This window comes from Sphingomonas sp., from assembly GCF_042095875.1.
GTDB lineage: Bacteria > Pseudomonadota > Alphaproteobacteria > Sphingomonadales > Sphingomonadaceae > Sphingomonas.
Genome location: NZ_JBELMJ010000016.1, coordinates 48,912 through 66,559 on the forward strand (window position 1 = coordinate 48,912; position 17,648 = coordinate 66,559).

Consider the following 17,648-nt stretch of genomic DNA (forward strand, 5'->3'; position numbering starts at 1 on the left):
TCGATGCGCGCGGATCAGAACTGCGCGGAGAAGCGGCCGTAGAGGAAGCGGCCGTTGAAGCCGAACGGCGAGAAGGTGCTGTACGGCTGGTAGTAAGCGTCGATCGGATAATTGCCGCCGACCCCCGCCGGGCGCGGGCCGGTCGGGCGGCGATCGGGGTAGACGTCGAGCAGGTTGTTGGCGCCGAACGCGAAGGTGACCCGCTCCGCCAGCGTGACCCGCGCTTCGAGATCGGTGATCCACTTGCCCGACAGCGTCAGGTCGTCGGGGCCGAGCGCGGTTAGGCTGGTCGCGTCGGCGCCGAGCGGGGTCGCGGCGCCCGGCGCGATCACCTCGCCGTAGCGCGTCGCGCGCGCGGTGATGCCGAACCAGCCGACCGATCCCTCGGTGGTCAGCACCAGTTTGTCCTCGGGCTGGCCGTCGGTGAAGCGGATGCCCTCGACGCGCCCGAACAGGATCAGCCCGGGGATCTGCGCCAGCGGGCCGAGCGCGTTGAGCCGGCGGTCGATCTTGTTGTCGTTGTAATTGTACGCCGCCGACAGCGACCAGTTGCCGAGATTGCCCAGGCCGAAGCGGTAGGTGCCGACCACGTCCAATCCCTGCGTCGTGGTGTCGAGCCCGTTGATGAAGAAGCGCGCGGCGCCGACCGAGTTGAAGCCGTTGGCGTCGAGGATCGCCTTCACCGCCGCGTTGACCGCCGCGGTGCCGCTGCCGGCTGCGCCGAGATTCTCGGTCAGCACGATGCGATCGGTGATCTTGATGTTGTAATAGTCCGCGGTGAGCGACAGCCCGCGCAAGGGGTTGGCGGTGACGCCGGCCGAGATGTTGCGCGATTTCTCTGCGTCGAGCTGGCGCGAGCCGAGCGCCTGCGCGACCGGGCTGGTCACGGGCACGGTGCTGATCTCGACCGGCACGCCCGCGATGAAGTTGGTCGAGGTGGTGGTGAAGAACTGCTGCTGGAGCGAGGGCGCGCGGAAGCCGTTGGAGATCGCGCCGCGCACCGCCAGGCCGGGCAGGAACTCGTAGCGCAGCGCGAGCTTGCCGTTCCACGTGTCGCCGAAATCGCTGAAATGTTCGTAGCGGCCAGCGGCGGTGACGGTGAAGCCCTCGAACGGATCGGTGTCGAGCTCGACGTAGCCCGCGACGCTGTCGCGGCTGCGGTCGGTCGCGGCGGAGGTCGGGAAACCGGGGAAGCCCTGCGCGCCGACCAGCGCGGCGCGGCCGGGGAAGGTGCAGATGCCGTTCGCGCCGAGCACCCCGCCCTGCGCCGCGCATTGTGCCGCGGTCGCCGCGCGCGGTGCGACGAAGAAGGGACCGATCGCGTAGGACGCGAGTTCGCCGGGGACGATCTTGAAGTTCTCGTCGCGATATTCGCCGCCGAACGCGAAGGTCAGCGGGCGCGCGAAGCCGAGGTCGAACTCGCGGCGCAGGTCGAGGTTGGCGGTCAGCTGACCGAAGCGCAGGCCGCCCGAGTCGAAGTCGCGCGGGCTCGCCGGACCGAAGCTGGTGTTGAGCGAGTTGACGGTGCGGTAATCGAACTCGTTGTGGCCGTAGACGAGTGACAGGTCGCCCGCGAAGCCCGCCACCTCGCCGCGCACGCCGCCGGCGATCGCGTAATCGTCGTAATCGGTCGCGATCGCGGGCAGGAAGCCGTCGGGGCGCAGCGGCACGAAATTGCCCGCGTTGGGTGCCTGCGACGGCAGCAGCACCGAGAAGTCGCGGTTGTTCGCCGACGACGACTGGCGGAAGTTCGCCGCGCTGAGACCGCTGCGATGCGCGTAGGAGCCGAAGGCGTAGAGCTCGAAGTCGCCGATCGGCACGCCGGCGTTGACGAAAGCATTGTAATCCTCGGTCCGCGGGTCGCCATACTCGAAGTTGATGCGGTTGAACGTCAGCTCGCGCGCGTCGAACGCGGTCGTCGGGCGGTTGTACTGCGGGCGCGGGTCGGGCCCGGCGCGGTTGGTGTTGTCGCGGTCGCGATACTCGCCGGTGATGTTGAGGTACCCGTCCGCGCCGATCGGGATGCCGATATTGGCGCCCATCGTCCACAGGTCGCCGTCGCGGCGCTCGCGATCCTTGCCGTAATTGCCCGCCAGGATGCGCCCGTCGGTGGTGTCGAAGAACGGCTGCCCGACGGCGTTGATCTGCAACCCCAGCAGGTCGGGCACGTCCTCCATCTGGGTCACGTACTTGCCGTAGCTGACCTGGACGCGGCCGGTGTTCACCGCCTTCTTCAGCTGGATGTTGATGACGCCGGCGATCGCGTCCGAGCCGTATTGCGACGAGGCGCCGTCGCGCAGCACCTCGATCCGCTCGATCGCGAGCGCGGGGATGTTGTTCAGGTCGACCGCGGTCGCGCCGCGTCCGACCGAGCCGTTGATGTTGAGCAGCGCGGAGGGGTGGCGGCGCTTGCCGTTGACCAGCACCAGCGTCTGGTCGGGGTTGAGCCCGCGCAGCGTCGCGGGGCGGATCACGTCGGTGCCGTCGTTGATCGAGGGTTGGGGGAAGTTGAACGACGGGATCAGCTGGTTGAGCACCTTGCTGGTCTCGCCCAGGCCGGTGGTGGTCAGGCTCTCGTTCGAGATGACGTCGATCGGCACCGGACTGTCCGCCACCGTGCGGTTGGCGGCGCGCGTGCCGGTGACGATGATGGTGTTGCCCAGCACGTCGTCGGGCACGCCGTCGCCGGGGGTCGCGCCCTCGACCTGCGGCGCGGGCGGCGTGGCGCTGCTCTGCGCGGCGGCGGGTGCCGCGAGCCCCGCGAGCGAGGAGGTGAGCAGAAGAGCGAGAGCGCGCCGCATGTAAGTTTCCCCTTTTTGTCGCGCGGGCCTTTCCCGTTCACGACGGCGCCGATCGTATCCGAGGCACATTTCGTAACAATAGGCTTGTTGCAGGCGCCCGTAAGTTGCGGCTTGTTGTTGCTGCGACGCAACAATGCATCAGCGTTGATGTCCTGATCTGCCTGAGTGCATCGTGGTTAAACCTTGGGTGAATGCCGTATTCCGGTATCGTTCAGGGCGGCGGCGCTAGGCGTGGAAACACGCTCGCATCATTATGCGTTATCCAATCGTGCGAACCGAGCGTACCATGTGAGGAGGTTCGAAATGACGGGATTATTGACGAAGTTGGGACTGGGCGCGGCGCTGGCGGCGACCGCGATCACCTCCGCTGCACCGGCCGAGGCGCAGCGCTGGCGCGGCTACCGCGGGCACCGCGGCGGCGACACGGCGGCGGCGGCGATCCTGGGTGGCGTGGTCGGTCTGGGTGTCGGCGCGGCGATCGCGTCGAGCAATCGCGGACGCTACTACGATCGCGGCTATTACTACGATCGCGGTTACGCGCCGCGCTATCGCTACCGGCCGCGCGGCTATTACCGCGACTATTATGCTCCGCCGCCCCCGCCGCGGGTTGTGTACCGCGGCTACTACGGCGACCCGTATTACGGCGGCGGCTATTACGGGCCGCGCGGCTATTACGGTTGGTAACGACCGGACCGAGGTTCGCATGAACGGCGCGGCGGGAGTACCTGCCGCGCCGCTTTTTTGTGGCACGCCGTCGCCGGGCGCGTTAGGCGCGCGCGATGACCGATACGCCCCCCGACCATCTCTCGATCGACCCCCGCAGCCCGCATTTCGACCGTGACGCGCTGGAGCGCGGCGTCGGCATTCGCTTCAAGGGCGTCGAGCGGACCGACGTGGAGGAATACAGCCTGTCCGAAGGCTGGATCCGCGTCGCGCTGGGCAAGAAGGTCGACCGTCACGGCCGCCCGCTGACAATCAAGCTGATCGGCCCGGTCGAGGCGTGGTTCCAGGGCGGCGGCGAGCCCGACGAGACGGCACAGGCGGACGACGACGCGGACGACTGAGCGCCGCGGCGCGAGACTTCGTCAGCGCCGTATCTCCGGTGTGAGAAGCTCGTCGAGCCGGATCAGCATCGGCGCGAGAAATTGCCGGCATTGCCCTGGCGCACGCAGCCGGGGGTGAGCACCGCGACGTCGCGCGACGCGTGATCGAGCGGCGGCGGTCGCGTGTGACCGGTGGGCGGCGACATCTCGCGCCAGAGATCGGGATTCGCCAGGATCGCGTCTACCGCGCGGCTGTTCCCGACGCCGAGCGTACACGTGAGGTGCGGCAAGGCGCGCGGCGGCGTATCATCGACCCGGACCGGCTGCGCCCGACCGCGTCGGTGCGTCACCGCCCGCCAGTGTCACGCACCGCGACCATGCTGATCCGCGTCGTCGCTAGATGCCCCACCTCGCTGTAGATCAGCACGCGCGTCGGCGGACGCGGTCGGAGGCGGTCGGGTGGGTGGCGGCGGGAGTCGTCAGCGCGAGCAGGACCGCGCCCGTGATCAATGAACGAAGCGCGCCACCACGTCGCGGTAGGAGCGCGACACCTTCACGCTGGAGCCTGAATCGAGCACCAGGAAACACTCGCCGTTGGTGTGCGGCTTGACCTGCTTGACGAGGTCGAGGTTGACGATCGTCGACCGGTGGATGCGCTGGAACCGGCGCGGGTCGAGCCTTTTCTCCAGGTCCTTCATCGTTTCGCGCAGGATCAGCGTGTTGGCCGCGGTCTTGATCACCATGTAGTCGCCCGCCGCCTCGATCAGCTCGATCGTGTCGACGTCGACGCGGAAGATCTGGCCCTGATCCTTGACGTTGATCATCTTCTCGTAGCGGTTGGCCGCGACCTGATCGCCGGCACCGTCGCTCTCCGCCGCGATCTCGGCCGCGGCCTCGGGTGCGTGCTCGGCCAGCGCTTCCTTGAGCTTGGTCGCTTCCTCGCGGCTGCCGCGCTCGGACAAACGCTGGCGCACGCGGTCGAGCGTCTCGGCGAGGCGCGCTTCCTCCACCGGCTTCATCAGGTAATCGGTCGCCTGCGCCTCGAACGCGCGAATCGCGTGGTCGGAGTAAGCGGTCACGAACACGAACAACGGCGGCTCGACGTCCATCAGCCCCTGCACCACCGAGAAGCCGTCGAAGCCGGGCATCTGGATATCGAGAAACACGAGATCGGGCTTGTGCGTCTTGATCGCGCTGATCGCCTCGCGGCCGTTCTGGCACTTGGCGATGATCTCCACGTCGTCGTGCGGTTGCAGCCGCAGCTCGAGCCCCTGGATCGCGAGCGGCTCGTCGTCGACGAGAATGGTTCTGATCGTCATCTACTCTACACACTCCATTACGCGCTTGCGCGGCGCGCTACAGCCCGCCGCGCGCGGGCTCGTCGAGCTGGAACGGGATCTCGACCTCTACGCCGAACCCGCCCGCCGGCATCGCCCGCACCGCGAAGCGGTGGTCGCCCGGATACGCCTGCGCCAATCGCTCCCTGATATTGGCGATGCCGACGCCGGTTGAAAGGCTCGGCCGGTTTTTGTTCGGCATCAATCCCGGGCCGGTGTCGGATACGCCGAGCAGCACGCGTTCCCCGACGAGCCGCGCGGTGACCGCGATCTCGGCCCCATCCTCTTGCGGGGTGACGGCGTATTTGATCGCATTCTCGACCAGGGGTTGCAGCAGCAGCGAGGGCAGGCGCGCCTTCTCAACCGCGGGGTCGATCTCGAAACGCGGGCGCAGCCGGTCCTCGAACCGCATCTTCTCGATCTCGAGGTAGAGCTTCAGCGTCTCCACCTCCTGCGCGACGGTGACGTGCGCGGTGGGCTCGTTGGCCAGCGTGTAGCGCAGGAACGACGACAGCCGGGACAGCATCGCGTTGGCGCGCTCGGTCTGTTTCAGCAGCACCAGCGTCGAGATCGAGTTGAGCGTGTTGAACAGGAAATGCGGGTTGAGCTGGTAGCGCAGCATCGCGAGCTGCGCCGACGACGCCTGGATCTCTAGGTGTTCCATCTGGTCGATCTGCTCCTCGACCAGCAGGTAGAAGTTGATCCCGAAATAGAGCGCGGACCAGCCGGCGAGCACGGTGAAGTTGAGGAACAACGTGCCGAGCAGCAGCGACAGGTCGACGCCGGGCGCGGACAGCTTGATGAAGCTGAAGGAGAAAGCGTCGAGCGTCGCGTAGAGGAACGTGCCCGCGCCGAGCGTGAAGATCGACAGGAGGATGCCGGTCACGCGCGGCAGACGGCGGTAGTAGCCGTAGAGCACCGACAGCAGCAGCGTGATGCAATAGCCGACGATCGATTCGACGATCACGGGCACGATCTGCTGCAGCGTGAAGCTGGTCGACAGGGACGACACCGAGCGCAGCACGAGGTAGCCGGTCCAGCCCGCGGCCTGCAATTTCCAGAAGGCGGACGATTTGTCCTCGAAGAAGGGGCGGATCGACAACGCGCGATTGCCCGCGAGCGCGGGCGCGGCGCCGGGAGCGGTGGCCGCGGTCGTACCGGGCAGCGCGTGGTCGAGCGAAGCGGGTTGGGTCGCCATCGCGCCCCACCTACACCGCGGACGGGCCTCGCGCAAAAAGAAGGCCGCCGTCCCAGTGAGGACGGCGGCCCGGCAAGGCGAAGGTCGCGGCGCTTAGAAGGAGAAGCGCGCGCCGACGCGGATCGTGTAGAGCGACTGCGACGCGTAGATCGTGTCGCTCGGCGTCGCGTTGGGCAGGCTGTAGCGGTACTGCGCGCACGGCTGCGCCGTCGTGGTCGGCGACGTACCCGCCGTGCCCGTCGGGGTCGCGGCCGTCAGACACTGCACGCGCGCCGCCACCGCGGTGTACGGGAACTGATACTCGCGGATTTGACCCCAGGAGCTCTTCAGCAGGTTGGTGAAGTTCTCGATGTCGGCGAACAGCTCGATGCGCGAGTTGCCGACGAACGTCGGGATCTGCTGCGCGACGTGCAGGTCGATGCGGGTGAACCACTTCGAATTGAACGCGTTGCGCGGCGCAATCTTGCCCCGGTACTTGGCGAGGCCCGACGTCTCGAAGAAGTCGTTCAGCTGCTGCGCGACCTGCGCATTGTCGTACGACACGCGGGGATCGTCGATGCCGGTCGGCACGTACAACAGGTAGCGCGACAGCGAGCCGGTGGTACCGAAGATGCGGCTGCGGCCCGACGACGTGTCCTGGAACGTGTAGCTGTACGGGCGACCGATGCGCGTCTCGCCGAACAGCGCCAGCGTCGTCTTGTAGTCGCCGAAGAACGCGTGGTTGAAGGTCACGTCATACTTGATGTTGTGCTTCACCTCGTCGTTCGACGTCCCGTAGGCGGCGTTGTTGCCGTCGAGGAACGCGCCGTTCGCGTAGTTCGAGCCGGCAGTCGACGAGGTCGCGGGCGACTGATCCTTGATGTCCTGGAACGTGTAGCTGGCGTTCGCGGTCAGACCGAAGTCGAACGTCTTGCCGACGCGCGCCACCGCGACGTAGCTGCGGCCGCGCGAGGTGTTGGTCAGCAGGATGTCGTTGAACGTGTCGTTGAACGAGGTCAGCGACGTGTAGCGAACGCGGCCGTCAGGCGTGGTCAGCGCGGTCGGCACCGAGCGGATGTCGGTGAAGAATACCTGGTTGCGCACGTCGGACCAGAACAGGTCGGCACCGAAGTTCCAGCCGCCGCCCAGGAAGTCGGGGAAGTAATCGGCCGACAGCGTGCCGCGCCACTGCGACGGCAGCTTGAAGTTCGGATCGACCGCGTTGGTCGCCGCCGCGCTGACGCCGTTCTGCAGGTAGGTGTTGGTCGCGCCCGGGATCGTCGCGCCGTTGACGTTGTTCAGCGCCGCAGCGCCCAATGCCTGTGCCTGCGCGTTCTGCGCCGCGACCGTGTTCGACAGGCCCGACACTTCGTAGGTGCCGTTATTGATCTGGCGGATGTCGACCAGGTTCGACAGGATGCCGGTGTTGGAGAAGCTGTTGGACGTGTAGACGTCGGGTGCACCGCCACCGAAGATGCCGAAGCCGCCGCGGATGCTCAGCTGGCTGACCGGCTTCCAGTCGAGGCCGAAGCGCGGCTGGAACAGGCCGCGACCCGACAGGAACTCGGTGTTGGTGAAGCCGTAGCGGCTGGTGAACGTCGGGTTGAGGCTCGGACGGCTGTTGCTGCCGTACAGGTCGTAGCGCGCGCCGTAGGCGAAGTTCAGCGTGGGCGTGATGCTCCACGTGTCCTGCACGCCGAAGGCGTACTGCATGTACTTGAAGCGTGCGGCCGCGTCGTCAGGGTTCAGCGACGGCACCGCATTGGTGTAGCCGAAGCGCTGCGCGTTGCCCGCCTGGAAGTCGGCGATCGAGTCGAAATAATAGGAGCCCGTGATGCCCGCGCGCGGGTTGGACGAGCTCAGGAACGCGTTGAACACGTCTACGTGCTGGACGTCGGCGAAGATGCGCAAGTCATGGCCGTCGCGCGTCAGGCGCGCCTGGGCGCTGCCGCCCCACGTCTCGGTGTTGAGCGCGTTGAACTGACGCGAGACGTCGGGGCCAAGTGCGACCACCGCCGAACCCGGCGCGCAGGTGACCGACGCGCCCGCGCCGGCGTTGCCGGGGTTGGCGCGGTCGGAGTTGAGCGCGGTGCAGACGCGGAACTCGGCGAAGCCGCGGCCCTGGAGCGGGTCCTGAATGCGCTTGTAGTTCTTGTAGAAGCCGCGGATTTCGGTCGAGAAATCGTCCGACCAGTCGGAGTTCAGCTGCACCACGCCGGTATGCAGGCGATTGCCCGACACGTAGGCGTTGGATGCCAGGCCGAGGCTGGGCGACGCCGGATTGGCGCTGACGTTGTTGGTGAGGACGATCGAGTCCTTCGCGTAGCTGTAGGTCGCGGCGAGGCGCTGCGTGTCCGACAGGTTCGCGTCGAGGCGAGCGACCAGGCGGTCGTCCTTGTCCTGGTTGCTGTTGACGATGCCGCCGGCATCGTAGCCGTAGCGTGACTGCGCGATCTGCGTGACCTGCGCGATCTGTGCGCTGGTCAGCGTCGGGATCGTAGTGCCAGCGTTATTGTCGAGCGGACCCTCTGCAATCGGGCGCGGCGCACGCAGGCGCTCACCCGCGACCATGAAGAACAGCTTGTCCTTGATCAGCGGACCGGCGAGCTGCGCGCCGTAGTTCTCGTACTTGAAGTTGGGCAGCGTCACGCGGCCGGTCGGTACGCCCGGACCCGCCTTGGTGCGGTCGCCCGACAGTTCGTCGGACGAATAGGAGTAGAAGCCGGTGCCGTGGAAGTCGTTGGTGCCGGACTTCAAGATGACGTTGACAACGCCGCCCTGGAAGTTGCCCTCGCGCACGTCGTACGGCGCGACCTTGGTCTGGAACTGGCCGATCGCATCGAGCGGGATCGGCGAGCGGCGGCTGGGCAGACCGTCGGGGTTGAGACCGAAGTTGTCGGTGATCGGCACGCCGTCGACCGTGAAGCGGTTGAAGCGCGCGTTCTGGCCCGCGAAGCTGACCGCGCGGCCGCCCGAGGGGGTGTCGTCGAGGCGCGCGAACGGATCGCGGCGCATCAGGTCGCGGATGTCGCGGTTGACCGAGGCGATGGTGCCGATCTTCTCGGCATTCAGGACGGTCGCGGGACCCTGGCTGACGCTGCGCGCATTGGGGATGCTCGACGCGGTGACGACGATGTCAGCGCCCGCAGCGTCGCCGCCCTCCGCGGTCAGCTCGACCGGCAGATCGTAGGACTGGCCGACAATCGTGTTGATGTCGGTGACTGTGGTGGTGGCGTAACCCGGCGCGCTGACCGTCACGCTGTAGGGGCCGCCCGGGCGAAGGCCGTTGGCGTTGAACGTGCCCGACTCGTCGGTAGTCGCGTTCGAGGTGGTGCCCGAGGGAACGTTGACCACCGTCACCGTCGCACCCGGAATCGGTGCGCCCGCCGCGGTCACGGTGCCGCGGATCGTGGAGGTGGTTTCCTGCGCCGTGGCGCTCATCGGTGCGACGAGCGCGACTGCCGCCACGCCCCACAACAGGTTGTTCCGCATCGTCAATGTTTCCCCTTGAGAGCCCTGGCCCTGCAACCTTCGGCGAGCCACGCCGTTGGTGCGCCCCTGCACGGGGAATATTGCGCTTCGGTTACAGCGGCGAGTCTATTCGCGCGCCGACGTCACGTGCCCGTTTGTGCGTTGCAAAAAGGTAACATCCGCTGCCCGGCCAGCGGATCAGTCTGCCGCCGCGACGATCGCCTGCCACCCCGCCTCGTCGATCACGCGGATGTTCAGGTCGGCGGCCTTCTTCGCCTTCGATCCCGCACCCGGCCCGGCAACGACGAGGTCGGTTTTCGCCGATACCGACCCGGCGACGCGCGCGCCGAGCTTCTCCGCCTGCGCCTTCGCCTCGTCGCGCGACATCAGCTCCAGCGTGCCGGTGAACACAATCGTCTTGCCGCTCACCTCCGACGCGCGCGTTTCCACCGCGAAGGGTGGGGGCGACACCTCGCGGAGCAGGTCGTCCCAGACCTGGCGGTTGTGCGGTTCGTGGAAAAAGTCGGCGAGCGCGTGGCCGACCGCGGCGCCGACGTTCTCGACCCCGATCAGCGCGGCGATCGCCTTGTCGACGCGGGTCGCGTGGCGCGCCTCGGTCTCGCCGACCGCGGGCGGGGTGGCGTCGCGTAAGCCGATCACCTCGTCTGCCAGCCTCTGGATCGCGGGCAGGGTGACGTAATGCTTCAACAGGTCGCGCGCGGTGACGATGCCGGTGTGGCGGATGCCGAGCCCGAACAGCAGCCGCGCGGCGTCGGGCGCGCGGCGCGCCTCGATCGCTGCGAGCAGCGCGTCGACCGACTTCGCCTGCCAGCCATCACGCTCAACCAACTCGTCGCGATGTTCGTGAAGGCGGAAGATGTCGGCGGGCTCCACGATCCAGCCGAGGTCGATGAACTCGACCAGCGTCTTCTCGCCCAGGCCATCGATATCGAGCGCGCCGCGGCCGACGAAATGCTTCAACCGCTCGATCCGCTGCGCCGGGCAGATCAGCCCGCCGGTGCAACGCACGTCGACCTCGCCTTCCTCCGCCACCGCCTCGCTGCCGCAGATCGGGCAGCGGGTGGGAAAGGGCCAGGCGCCGCGCGCGTCGTCGCGCGACAGGTTCTCGACGATCTGCGGGATCACGTCGCCGGCGCGTTGCAGCACCACGCGGTCGCCGGGGTGGACGTTCAGCCGCGCGATCTCGTCGGCGTTGTGGAGCGTGGCATTGGTGACGACGACGCCGCCGACCGTTACCGGCTCCAGCCGCGCGACCGGGGTCAGCTTGCCGGTGCGCCCGACCTGGATGTCGATCGCATTCAGCGTCGTCTGCGCGCGCTCGGCGGGGAATTTGTGCGCGATCGCCCAGCGCGGCGCGCGTCCGACGCTGCCCAGACGCTCCTGCCAGTCGAGTCGGTCGAGCTTGTAGACAACACCGTCGATGTCGAACGGCAGGTCGGCGCGCGCGGTCTCGATCGCGCGGTAGACCGCGAGCGCGGCGTCGGTCGTGTCGGTGCGCGCGAAGGCGTCGGCGATGGGAAAGCCCCAGGTGCGCAGCGCGGCGACGACCTCGGCCTGCGTTTCGGCGGGCATCGCGCTCGCCTCGCCCCAGCCGTGCGCGAGGAAGCGCAGCGGGCGGGTGGCGGTCACCGCCGCGTCCTTCTGCCGGAGCGAGCCGGCGGCGGCGTTGCGCGGGTTGGCGAACTGGCGTGGCGGCTTGTTCGCGGCCTCCGCCTCGGCGGCGAGACGCGCGTTGAGCGCGGCAAAGGCGGCCTTCTCCATGTAGACCTCGCCGCGCACCTCGAACACGTCGGGCGCGTCGGCGGGGAGCGTCTGGGGAATGTCGGCGATCGTCGCCACGTTGGCGGTCACGTCCTCACCCACCGCGCCGTCGCCGCGGGTCAGCGCCTGGACCAGCCGGCGATCCTCGTAGCGCAGCGAGCAGGACAGGCCGTCGATCTTGGGCTCGGCGGTCAGTGCCACGACCTCATCGTCGGCGAGCAGCAGGAAGCGGCGGACGCGCGCGACGAACTCGGCCACGTCCTCGTCGGTAAACGCGTTGTCGAGGCTCATCATCGGGCGCGCGTGCGCGACCTTGGCGAGGTGCCCGGCGGGCGCGGCGCCGACCTGGCGGCTGGGCGAGTCGGTGCGGACCAGCGCGGGGAACGCCTCCTCCAGCGCGCAGTTGCGGCGCACCAGCGCGTCATAGTCGGCGTCGCTGATCTCGGGCGCGTCGTGGGTGTGGTAGAGCGCGTTGTGATGCGCGATCTGTGTCGCCAGCCGCTCCAGCTCGGCGGCGGCGTCCTGCTCGGTCGTGGGAAGCGCGGGCTCGGTCATAGGCGCCGGGTTAAGCGGCGCGGTGGCGAGCGTCCAGCCGGGTTCGCGCGGTCCGCGTCAGGCGGCGGCGAGCTTGTCCGCGGTCGCGTCGGCGAGGCTGGTGCCGTCGAGGATGCGCGCGGTCTCGTCGCGGACCCGCATCATCGCGTGGCGGATTTCGCAGTCGATCTCGCTCCGGCAATCCTTGCACGGGCGATAGGCGGTGCGGCTGACGCAGGGGACGAGCGCGAGCGGCCCCTCGATTACGCGGATGATCTCGCCGAGCGAGATGAGGTGCGCGGGGCGGGCCAGCGCGTAGCCGCCCATCTTGCCGCGAAAGCTGTGGAGCAGTTGCGCGTCGCGCAGGTCGGCGAGGATCAGCTCCAGGAACTTGCGCGGCACGGTCGCCTCCGCGGCGATGCGCGTCATCGGTATCGGCGGCGAACCCGCCGGCGCGCGCGCGAGGAACAGCATCGATCGAAGGGCGTAACGTGAGCGCTGGGTCAGCATATCCTATTATATCCACGGACAATATGGCCGCCCCATGACGAAACGCAGCTGAACGCGCGCTGATCGGGCGGTCCGCCAGGCGCGGAAGGTGAGGCTAAGGTGAGGCCAAGAACGGTCGCGTCGACGGGCGAGCGCGGGCGCAAATGTCCCGCGGAAATTGCGACGTCGTGAACATGCGAAAGAGCGGGTGAGGGCGTAGCGCGGTCGCGGCGTGTAGGACAGGCGCGGCGCGTGCCGCGCGACGCCGGCGGGACACGCGGCAGATGAGCCTTTTACATCGGCCGCGACCTGCCTATATCGGCAGATGTCGGGTTCGACCCGACTATGGCGATAAAGTGCGGCGTAGAATAGACGCAGCGGACCCGGGGGCGGTACCCGGCGGCTCCACCACTTGCGGCGCAAGGGCGATACGCGTGTCAGGGCATCCATCGACGTAATACGTCGATGGGACCCAAGCGTGCCGACCGAGCGGCTCAGCTGATGGGGCCGAACTAGGATCGACGTGTGTTGAAAGGCGCTGTTTTCGCTCGGAATGGGACCACCGCAACGGCCCATTACACAAGTGCCAACGATAACGAAGCACTCGCGATTGCGGCGTAACTGAAGACCTAACGGTCTGACGTTACACCAAAATAGCGCGGTTCGGACCCCACCGGGCAACAGAAGGGGAAACCAGCGGTTTGGAGGGCACCGGGCAACAGAAGCCCCTCCACCTTTTCCATTCATCATGAGCTGACTAGCCGGCGATCGTTCTTTCGGAGTGATCTGCGACCTGATTTTGCTCAGGCACCGTGGTCGGTTGTATCATGGATTGGGTCCTGGCGGAGGCTAGTGGCTGTCGTTCCGTCCTGATCTAGCGCCATGCGTCCGCCAGTGCTGTTTAGGCGGGCTAGAAACACATTCCTTCGTCACCCCGGACTCGATCCGCGGTTCCGCTGTTTCTTCCGACGTGTTCAAGAAGCGGGATCCCGGATCAAGTCCGGGATGACGTGAAGGGCATGTGCCGGGCTGTTGGGGCTGGATCGTTTTGCGTGGTCTGCTGATGCTTCTGCGGGCTCAGGTTTTGGGAGAGCACGGCAAGCGACGGCGCTTATGGCAACGTAGCCGGGAAAGGCGCGATGGATGCTGAGACGAGTTCAGCATGACGGCGTGGCTGGTGACGTTGTCGCGTTTTCACCCTGCCGCCAACCGCCGCCTTCTCGGAAACGATGATCGGCGTGGATTTCTGCTCGCCGCTTATCTTATCGACGCCAGTAAGCGGAGTTCGACCCATTCAATCCTTGATCCCGGCCAGGTCGCGTGCGGCGCTCTGGAGCAATTCCTCGAGCGTCGGGTGGTACCAGGGCTGGTCGGCGAAGGTCGCCGCGTCGGTGCCGCGGTCGATCGCGAGCGCGACGAGGTGGCCGAGATGCTCGGCGCCGGGCGCGACGATCGTGGCGCCGATCAGCGCGTCGTCGCGGTCGGCGTAGAGGCGCACCATTCCGTGATCGTGCCCGTCGGCGGTCGCGCGGCCGTTCTCGCTGACCCGCGCGCACCCGAAGCGCGCGTCGTCGGGCAGGTCGCCGAAGTCGGTGCCGACCTGGACGATGTTGGGCTCGGTGAAAGCGACCGCGAACGCCGGGATCGCGCGCGATGGCGGGCCGCCCGCGGCCACGTCGCCGGCGATCCGACCGCCGCGCGCCGCCTCGTGCAGCACCGGGCGCCACGCGTTCGCGTCGCCCGCGATGAAGATGCGGCTGTCGCCGCAGCGGCGCGACGTTTCCTCGAACAACGGCGTGCCTTTGTCATCGAGTTCGATCCCGGTGCGCGCGAGATCGAGGTCGTCGAGCAGCGGCGCGCGGCCCGCGGCCGAGAGGATCAGGTCGACCTCGACCGCGCCGCCATCCCACGACAGGCGCGCGCCATTGTCCGCGGGCGCCGCCTGTGGCTCGACGCCGAGATGGAAGTCGATTTCGCGCCCGAGCGCGTCGATCGCGGCCTCATTCGCCTCCGGGTCGGTCAGGCCGCCGATCGTGTCGCCGGGATCGAACACGCTGACCTTGGCGCCCAGCCGCGCGAACGCCTGCGCGAGTTCGAGCCCCAGGGGACCCGCGCCCAGCACGGCGAGGCGGCGCGGCAGATGGTCGAGCTCGAAGATCGTCTCGTTGGTGTGGACGCGGTCGCGCACCGCGTCGAGCGAGTCGGGGACGAGCGGGCGGCTGCCGGTCGCGATCACGATGCCGCGGCGCGCGACGATGCGGGTGTCGCCCACGGTCACCGCGTCGGGGCCGTCGAAGCGCGCGACCCCGTGGACGCGCTGCGCGTCGGGGATGGCGTGATATTCCTCCAGTACCGAATCGACGAAGCGGTCGCGTTCGCCGCGGAGGCGTGCCCACATCGCGGCGACGTCGATCTCGACGCTGCCGGTCCGCACGCCGAACGTGGCGGCGTTGCGGGCCTGGTGCGCGGTGCGCGCGGCGGCGATGAGCAGTTTGGACGGCATGCAGCCGACGCGCGTGCAGGTCGACCCGCCGGGTCCGCGCTCAACGATCACCGTGTCGGCGCCGCGCGCGGTCGCGGCCTTGTACGCCTTCAACCCGGCGGTGCCCGCGCCGATCACGATCACGTCGCACGTCCGCTCGGAAGTTCTGTCGGTCACTTGGTTCGTCTCCGCGGACCCCGTGTCCGATTTTATCCTGCATCAAGAACTGACGCGCGCGGGTGTTCCCGTGCAACCGCGCGATTGGTGCGTGGTTGAGCGACCCGACACGGGAGACGCGAGCGGTGACGGTGAACGACGATTACGCGCGCGGACGGCGCGACGGGCTCCGGCTCGCGCTCGCGACGCTGGCGGCGGAGGAGGCGAAATGGGCGGCGCTGCTGGGCGAGAGCGGATCGTGGCGCACCAACCAGGTGCGCGAGGTGCGGCACAAGACGCTGCGCGTCGCGCAGACGCGCGTGCAGACGGTGCTCAATCGCCTGACCCCGAAGGACGATCCGGCGATCGACGAGGAGGTCGCGGCGGCGCTCGACCGGCTGGGGTTGTGAGTGGGGTGGCTGGTTGATGAGTCAGCCGATCGTTCGCGGAGCTTCAGACCAGCTAATCTCCTCGTGGCCCCGGACTTGATACGGGGTCCCGCTTCTTTGGCGGGGCGGGAGAAGGCAGCGGGATCCCGGATCAAGTCCGGGATGACGGGAATGGCTGCGGACGTCAGTGTGCCTCCTCGCGCGGTGGCGGGGAGGCACGCTCAACTCCGGTCAGGCGATGCCCGCGCCGCCGGTCACGCCGTACACCTCGCCGTTGATGAAGCTGCCTTCCTGGCTGGCGAGCAGGACGTAGACCGGCGCGATCTCGACCGGCTGGCCGGGGCGGCCGTAGGCGCTCTTCTCGCCGAAATGCATCACCGCCTCGGGCGGCTGCCCGCCGGATGACTGCAGCGGGGTCCAGAACGGTCCCGGCGCGACGACGTTGGCGCGAATGCCCTTCTCCAGCAGCTGCGCGGCGAGCGCCTTGGTATAAGCGACGATGCCGGCCTTGGTGGTGGCGTAGTCGAGCAGGGTCGCCGACGGATCGTACGCCTGGACCGAGGCGGTGGTGATGACCGCCGCGCCCGCGGGCAGGTGCGGCACCGCGGCCTGGGTGATCCAGTGCATCGCGTACAGATTGGTCTTCATCGTCTCGTCGAAATCCTTCGAGGACACTTCGAACAAATTTTCGCGGCTCTGCTGATGCCCCGCGTTGATGACAAGGATGTCGAGCCCGCCGAGCTTCTCTACCGCCTGCGCCACCATGTCGCGGCACCATTGCTCGTCGGTGATGTCGCCGGGCAGGTCGACCGCGGTGCGGCCTTCCGCCTCGATCAGCGCGATCACCTCGGCGGCGTCGGCCTTCTCGGCGGGCAGGTAGGAGAGCGCGACGTCGGCACCCTCGCGCGCGAAGGCGATCGCGGCGGCGCGGCCGATCCCGCTGTCGGCGCCGGTGATGAGCGCGCGGCGGCCGGTCAGCTTGCCCGCACCCGTGTAGCTCGTCTCGCCGTGGTCGGGCACCGGCTCCATCTTGCGCGCCTCGCCCGGCACGGGCTGCGGCTGGCGCGGGAAGGGGGGCTTAGGATATTGCGCGCGCGGGTCCTGCATCGTCAGGCGATCGGTCATCAATGTTGCTCCTGTGGGGGTTTGGCGCAAACGCGCGAGTGCCGGATCAGTCGCACCCGTCCGCCTCGTCGAGCGCGGCGAGCGCCATGACGTGCGCCAGGTGGCTCAATCCCTGCGGCAGATTGCCGAGGAAGGCGCCGGTGTCGGGGTCGATCATCTCCGACAGGATGCCGTTGCCGTGCGACAGCCCGGCGGTGATCCGGTTGAGGCGCGCGCGCGCCTCGTCGCGGTGGCCGAGTTCGGCCAGCGCCTCGACCATCCAGAACGAGCAGGCGACGAAGCAGCCTTCCTCCTTCGCCATGCCCGAGTAGCGGTAGTGGAACGCGCCCGCGCCCAGTTCGCGGTCGATCGCGTCTAGCGTCAGCTTCAGCCGCTCGCGCCCGTCGAAGCCGAAGCGGACCGCCAGCGCCAGCGCGGCGTCGACCTTGTCGCTGCCGGGGTACATGACGAACGCCTGTTTCTCGTCCGACCAGCATTCGTCCTCGATCCACCGCGCCACCCGATCGCGCTCGCGCGACCAGCGTTCGCGGCAGGTGGTGGGGAGCTGCCCCTGATCGGCGAGCTCGACCGCGCGCGCGAGCGCCTGCCAGCAGCTGATCTTGGACATGGTGTAATGCTGCTTGTCCTCCAGCTCCCAGATGCCCGCGTCGGGGGTGCGCCAGCGGTCGGCGCACTCATCCGCCAGGTGCGAGAGCAGCTCCGCGCTCGCGCTGTCGAGGATGTTGCCGCACGCGACGAAGCAGGCCGCGGTCTCGAAGATGTCGCCGTAGACGCCGTGCTGCTGCTGATCGGTGGCGAGGTTGCCGGTGACGACGGGCTGCGAGCCGCGATAGCCCGGCATCGCCCATTCCGACACGTCGGG

13 protein-coding genes and 1 other RNA gene are annotated in these 17,648 nt (G+C 68.2%); 4 read left to right on the forward strand and 10 right to left on the reverse strand.

What is annotated here, in order from left to right; translation table 11 throughout:
* Nucleotides 1-14: 14 nt before the first annotated feature.
* A complete protein-coding gene (locus ACFDS6_RS07905) occupies nucleotides 15-2,801 on the reverse strand; it encodes a TonB-dependent receptor plug domain-containing protein (RefSeq protein ID WP_375271595.1) in 2,787 nt (928 codons plus the stop codon).
* Nucleotides 2,802-3,104: 303 nt separating this feature from the next.
* Here ACFDS6_RS07905 and ACFDS6_RS07910 point away from each other — a divergent pair, with 303 nt between their 5' ends.
* Together ACFDS6_RS07910 and ACFDS6_RS07915 are read left to right on the forward strand one after the other, a co-directional pair.
* Entirely contained in the window at nucleotides 3,105-3,485 is a 381-nt protein-coding gene (locus ACFDS6_RS07910; RefSeq protein ID WP_375271596.1) for a hypothetical protein, read from the forward strand.
* 95 nt (nucleotides 3,486-3,580) lie between these two features.
* Nucleotides 3,581-3,865 carry a DUF3297 family protein gene (locus ACFDS6_RS07915; protein WP_375271597.1) on the forward strand — a complete coding sequence of 95 codons (285 nt, stop codon included), beginning with the start codon at nucleotides 3,581-3,583 and terminating at the stop codon, nucleotides 3,863-3,865.
* 62 nt (nucleotides 3,866-3,927) lie between these two features.
* Here ACFDS6_RS07915 and ACFDS6_RS07920 read toward each other — a convergent pair whose 3' ends face one another.
* The 6 genes from ACFDS6_RS07920 to ACFDS6_RS07945 all read right to left on the reverse strand — a co-directional run bounded on the left by ACFDS6_RS07920 (nucleotide 3,928) and on the right by ACFDS6_RS07945 (nucleotide 12,655).
* Nucleotides 3,928-4,194, reverse strand: coding sequence for a hypothetical protein (locus tag ACFDS6_RS07920; RefSeq protein WP_375271598.1), 267 nt, complete (start codon nucleotides 4,192-4,194; stop codon nucleotides 3,928-3,930).
* Between the two features lie 156 nt (nucleotides 4,195-4,350).
* On the reverse strand, nucleotides 4,351-5,163 hold the full coding sequence (locus ACFDS6_RS07925; protein ID WP_375271599.1) for a LytR/AlgR family response regulator transcription factor: 813 nt from the start codon (nucleotides 5,161-5,163) through the stop codon (nucleotides 4,351-4,353).
* Between the two features lie 37 nt (nucleotides 5,164-5,200).
* Nucleotides 5,201-6,379 carry a sensor histidine kinase gene (locus ACFDS6_RS07930; RefSeq protein ID WP_375271600.1) on the reverse strand — a complete coding sequence of 393 codons (1,179 nt, stop codon included), beginning with the start codon at nucleotides 6,377-6,379 and terminating at the stop codon, nucleotides 5,201-5,203.
* A gap of 93 nt (nucleotides 6,380-6,472) precedes the next feature.
* Nucleotides 6,473-9,850 (reverse strand): carboxypeptidase regulatory-like domain-containing protein, encoded by a 3,378-nt coding sequence (locus ACFDS6_RS07935; protein WP_375271610.1) that lies wholly within the window; start codon nucleotides 9,848-9,850, stop codon nucleotides 6,473-6,475.
* A gap of 177 nt (nucleotides 9,851-10,027) precedes the next feature.
* Nucleotides 10,028-12,166, reverse strand: a complete 2,139-nt coding sequence (ligA, locus tag ACFDS6_RS07940; protein WP_375271601.1) for an NAD-dependent DNA ligase LigA — start codon at nucleotides 12,164-12,166, stop codon at nucleotides 10,028-10,030.
* A gap of 57 nt (nucleotides 12,167-12,223) precedes the next feature.
* Complete coding sequence (locus ACFDS6_RS07945) at nucleotides 12,224-12,655, reverse strand: Rrf2 family transcriptional regulator (RefSeq protein WP_375271602.1); 432 nt, start codon at nucleotides 12,653-12,655, stop codon at nucleotides 12,224-12,226.
* A 266-nt stretch (nucleotides 12,656-12,921) separates the two neighbouring features.
* Here ACFDS6_RS07945 and ssrA point away from each other — a divergent pair.
* Nucleotides 12,922-13,330: a transfer-messenger RNA gene (ssrA, locus tag ACFDS6_RS07950) on the forward strand.
* A 598-nt stretch (nucleotides 13,331-13,928) separates the two neighbouring features.
* On the opposite strand, the gene ACFDS6_RS07955 is transcribed toward ssrA, so the two are convergent.
* Nucleotides 13,929-15,293 (reverse strand): dihydrolipoyl dehydrogenase, encoded by a 1,365-nt coding sequence (locus ACFDS6_RS07955; RefSeq protein WP_375271603.1) that lies wholly within the window; start codon nucleotides 15,291-15,293, stop codon nucleotides 13,929-13,931.
* Nucleotides 15,294-15,418: 125 nt separating this feature from the next.
* Between ACFDS6_RS07955 and ACFDS6_RS07960 the strand changes: the two genes are divergently transcribed.
* Nucleotides 15,419-15,682, forward strand: coding sequence for a hypothetical protein (locus tag ACFDS6_RS07960; RefSeq protein WP_375271604.1), 264 nt, complete (start codon nucleotides 15,419-15,421; stop codon nucleotides 15,680-15,682).
* A gap of 210 nt (nucleotides 15,683-15,892) precedes the next feature.
* Here the strand turns inward: ACFDS6_RS07960 and ACFDS6_RS07965 are convergent, their stop codons facing one another.
* Both ACFDS6_RS07965 and ACFDS6_RS07970 read right to left on the reverse strand, forming a co-directional pair.
* A complete protein-coding gene (locus ACFDS6_RS07965; RefSeq protein WP_375271605.1) occupies nucleotides 15,893-16,786 on the reverse strand; it encodes an SDR family oxidoreductase in 894 nt (297 codons plus the stop codon).
* A 46-nt stretch (nucleotides 16,787-16,832) separates the two neighbouring features.
* Nucleotides 16,833-17,648, reverse strand: an 816-nt coding sequence (locus tag ACFDS6_RS07970; RefSeq protein ID WP_375271606.1) for a glycoside hydrolase family 15 protein, incomplete at its 5' end; no start/stop codon positions are given.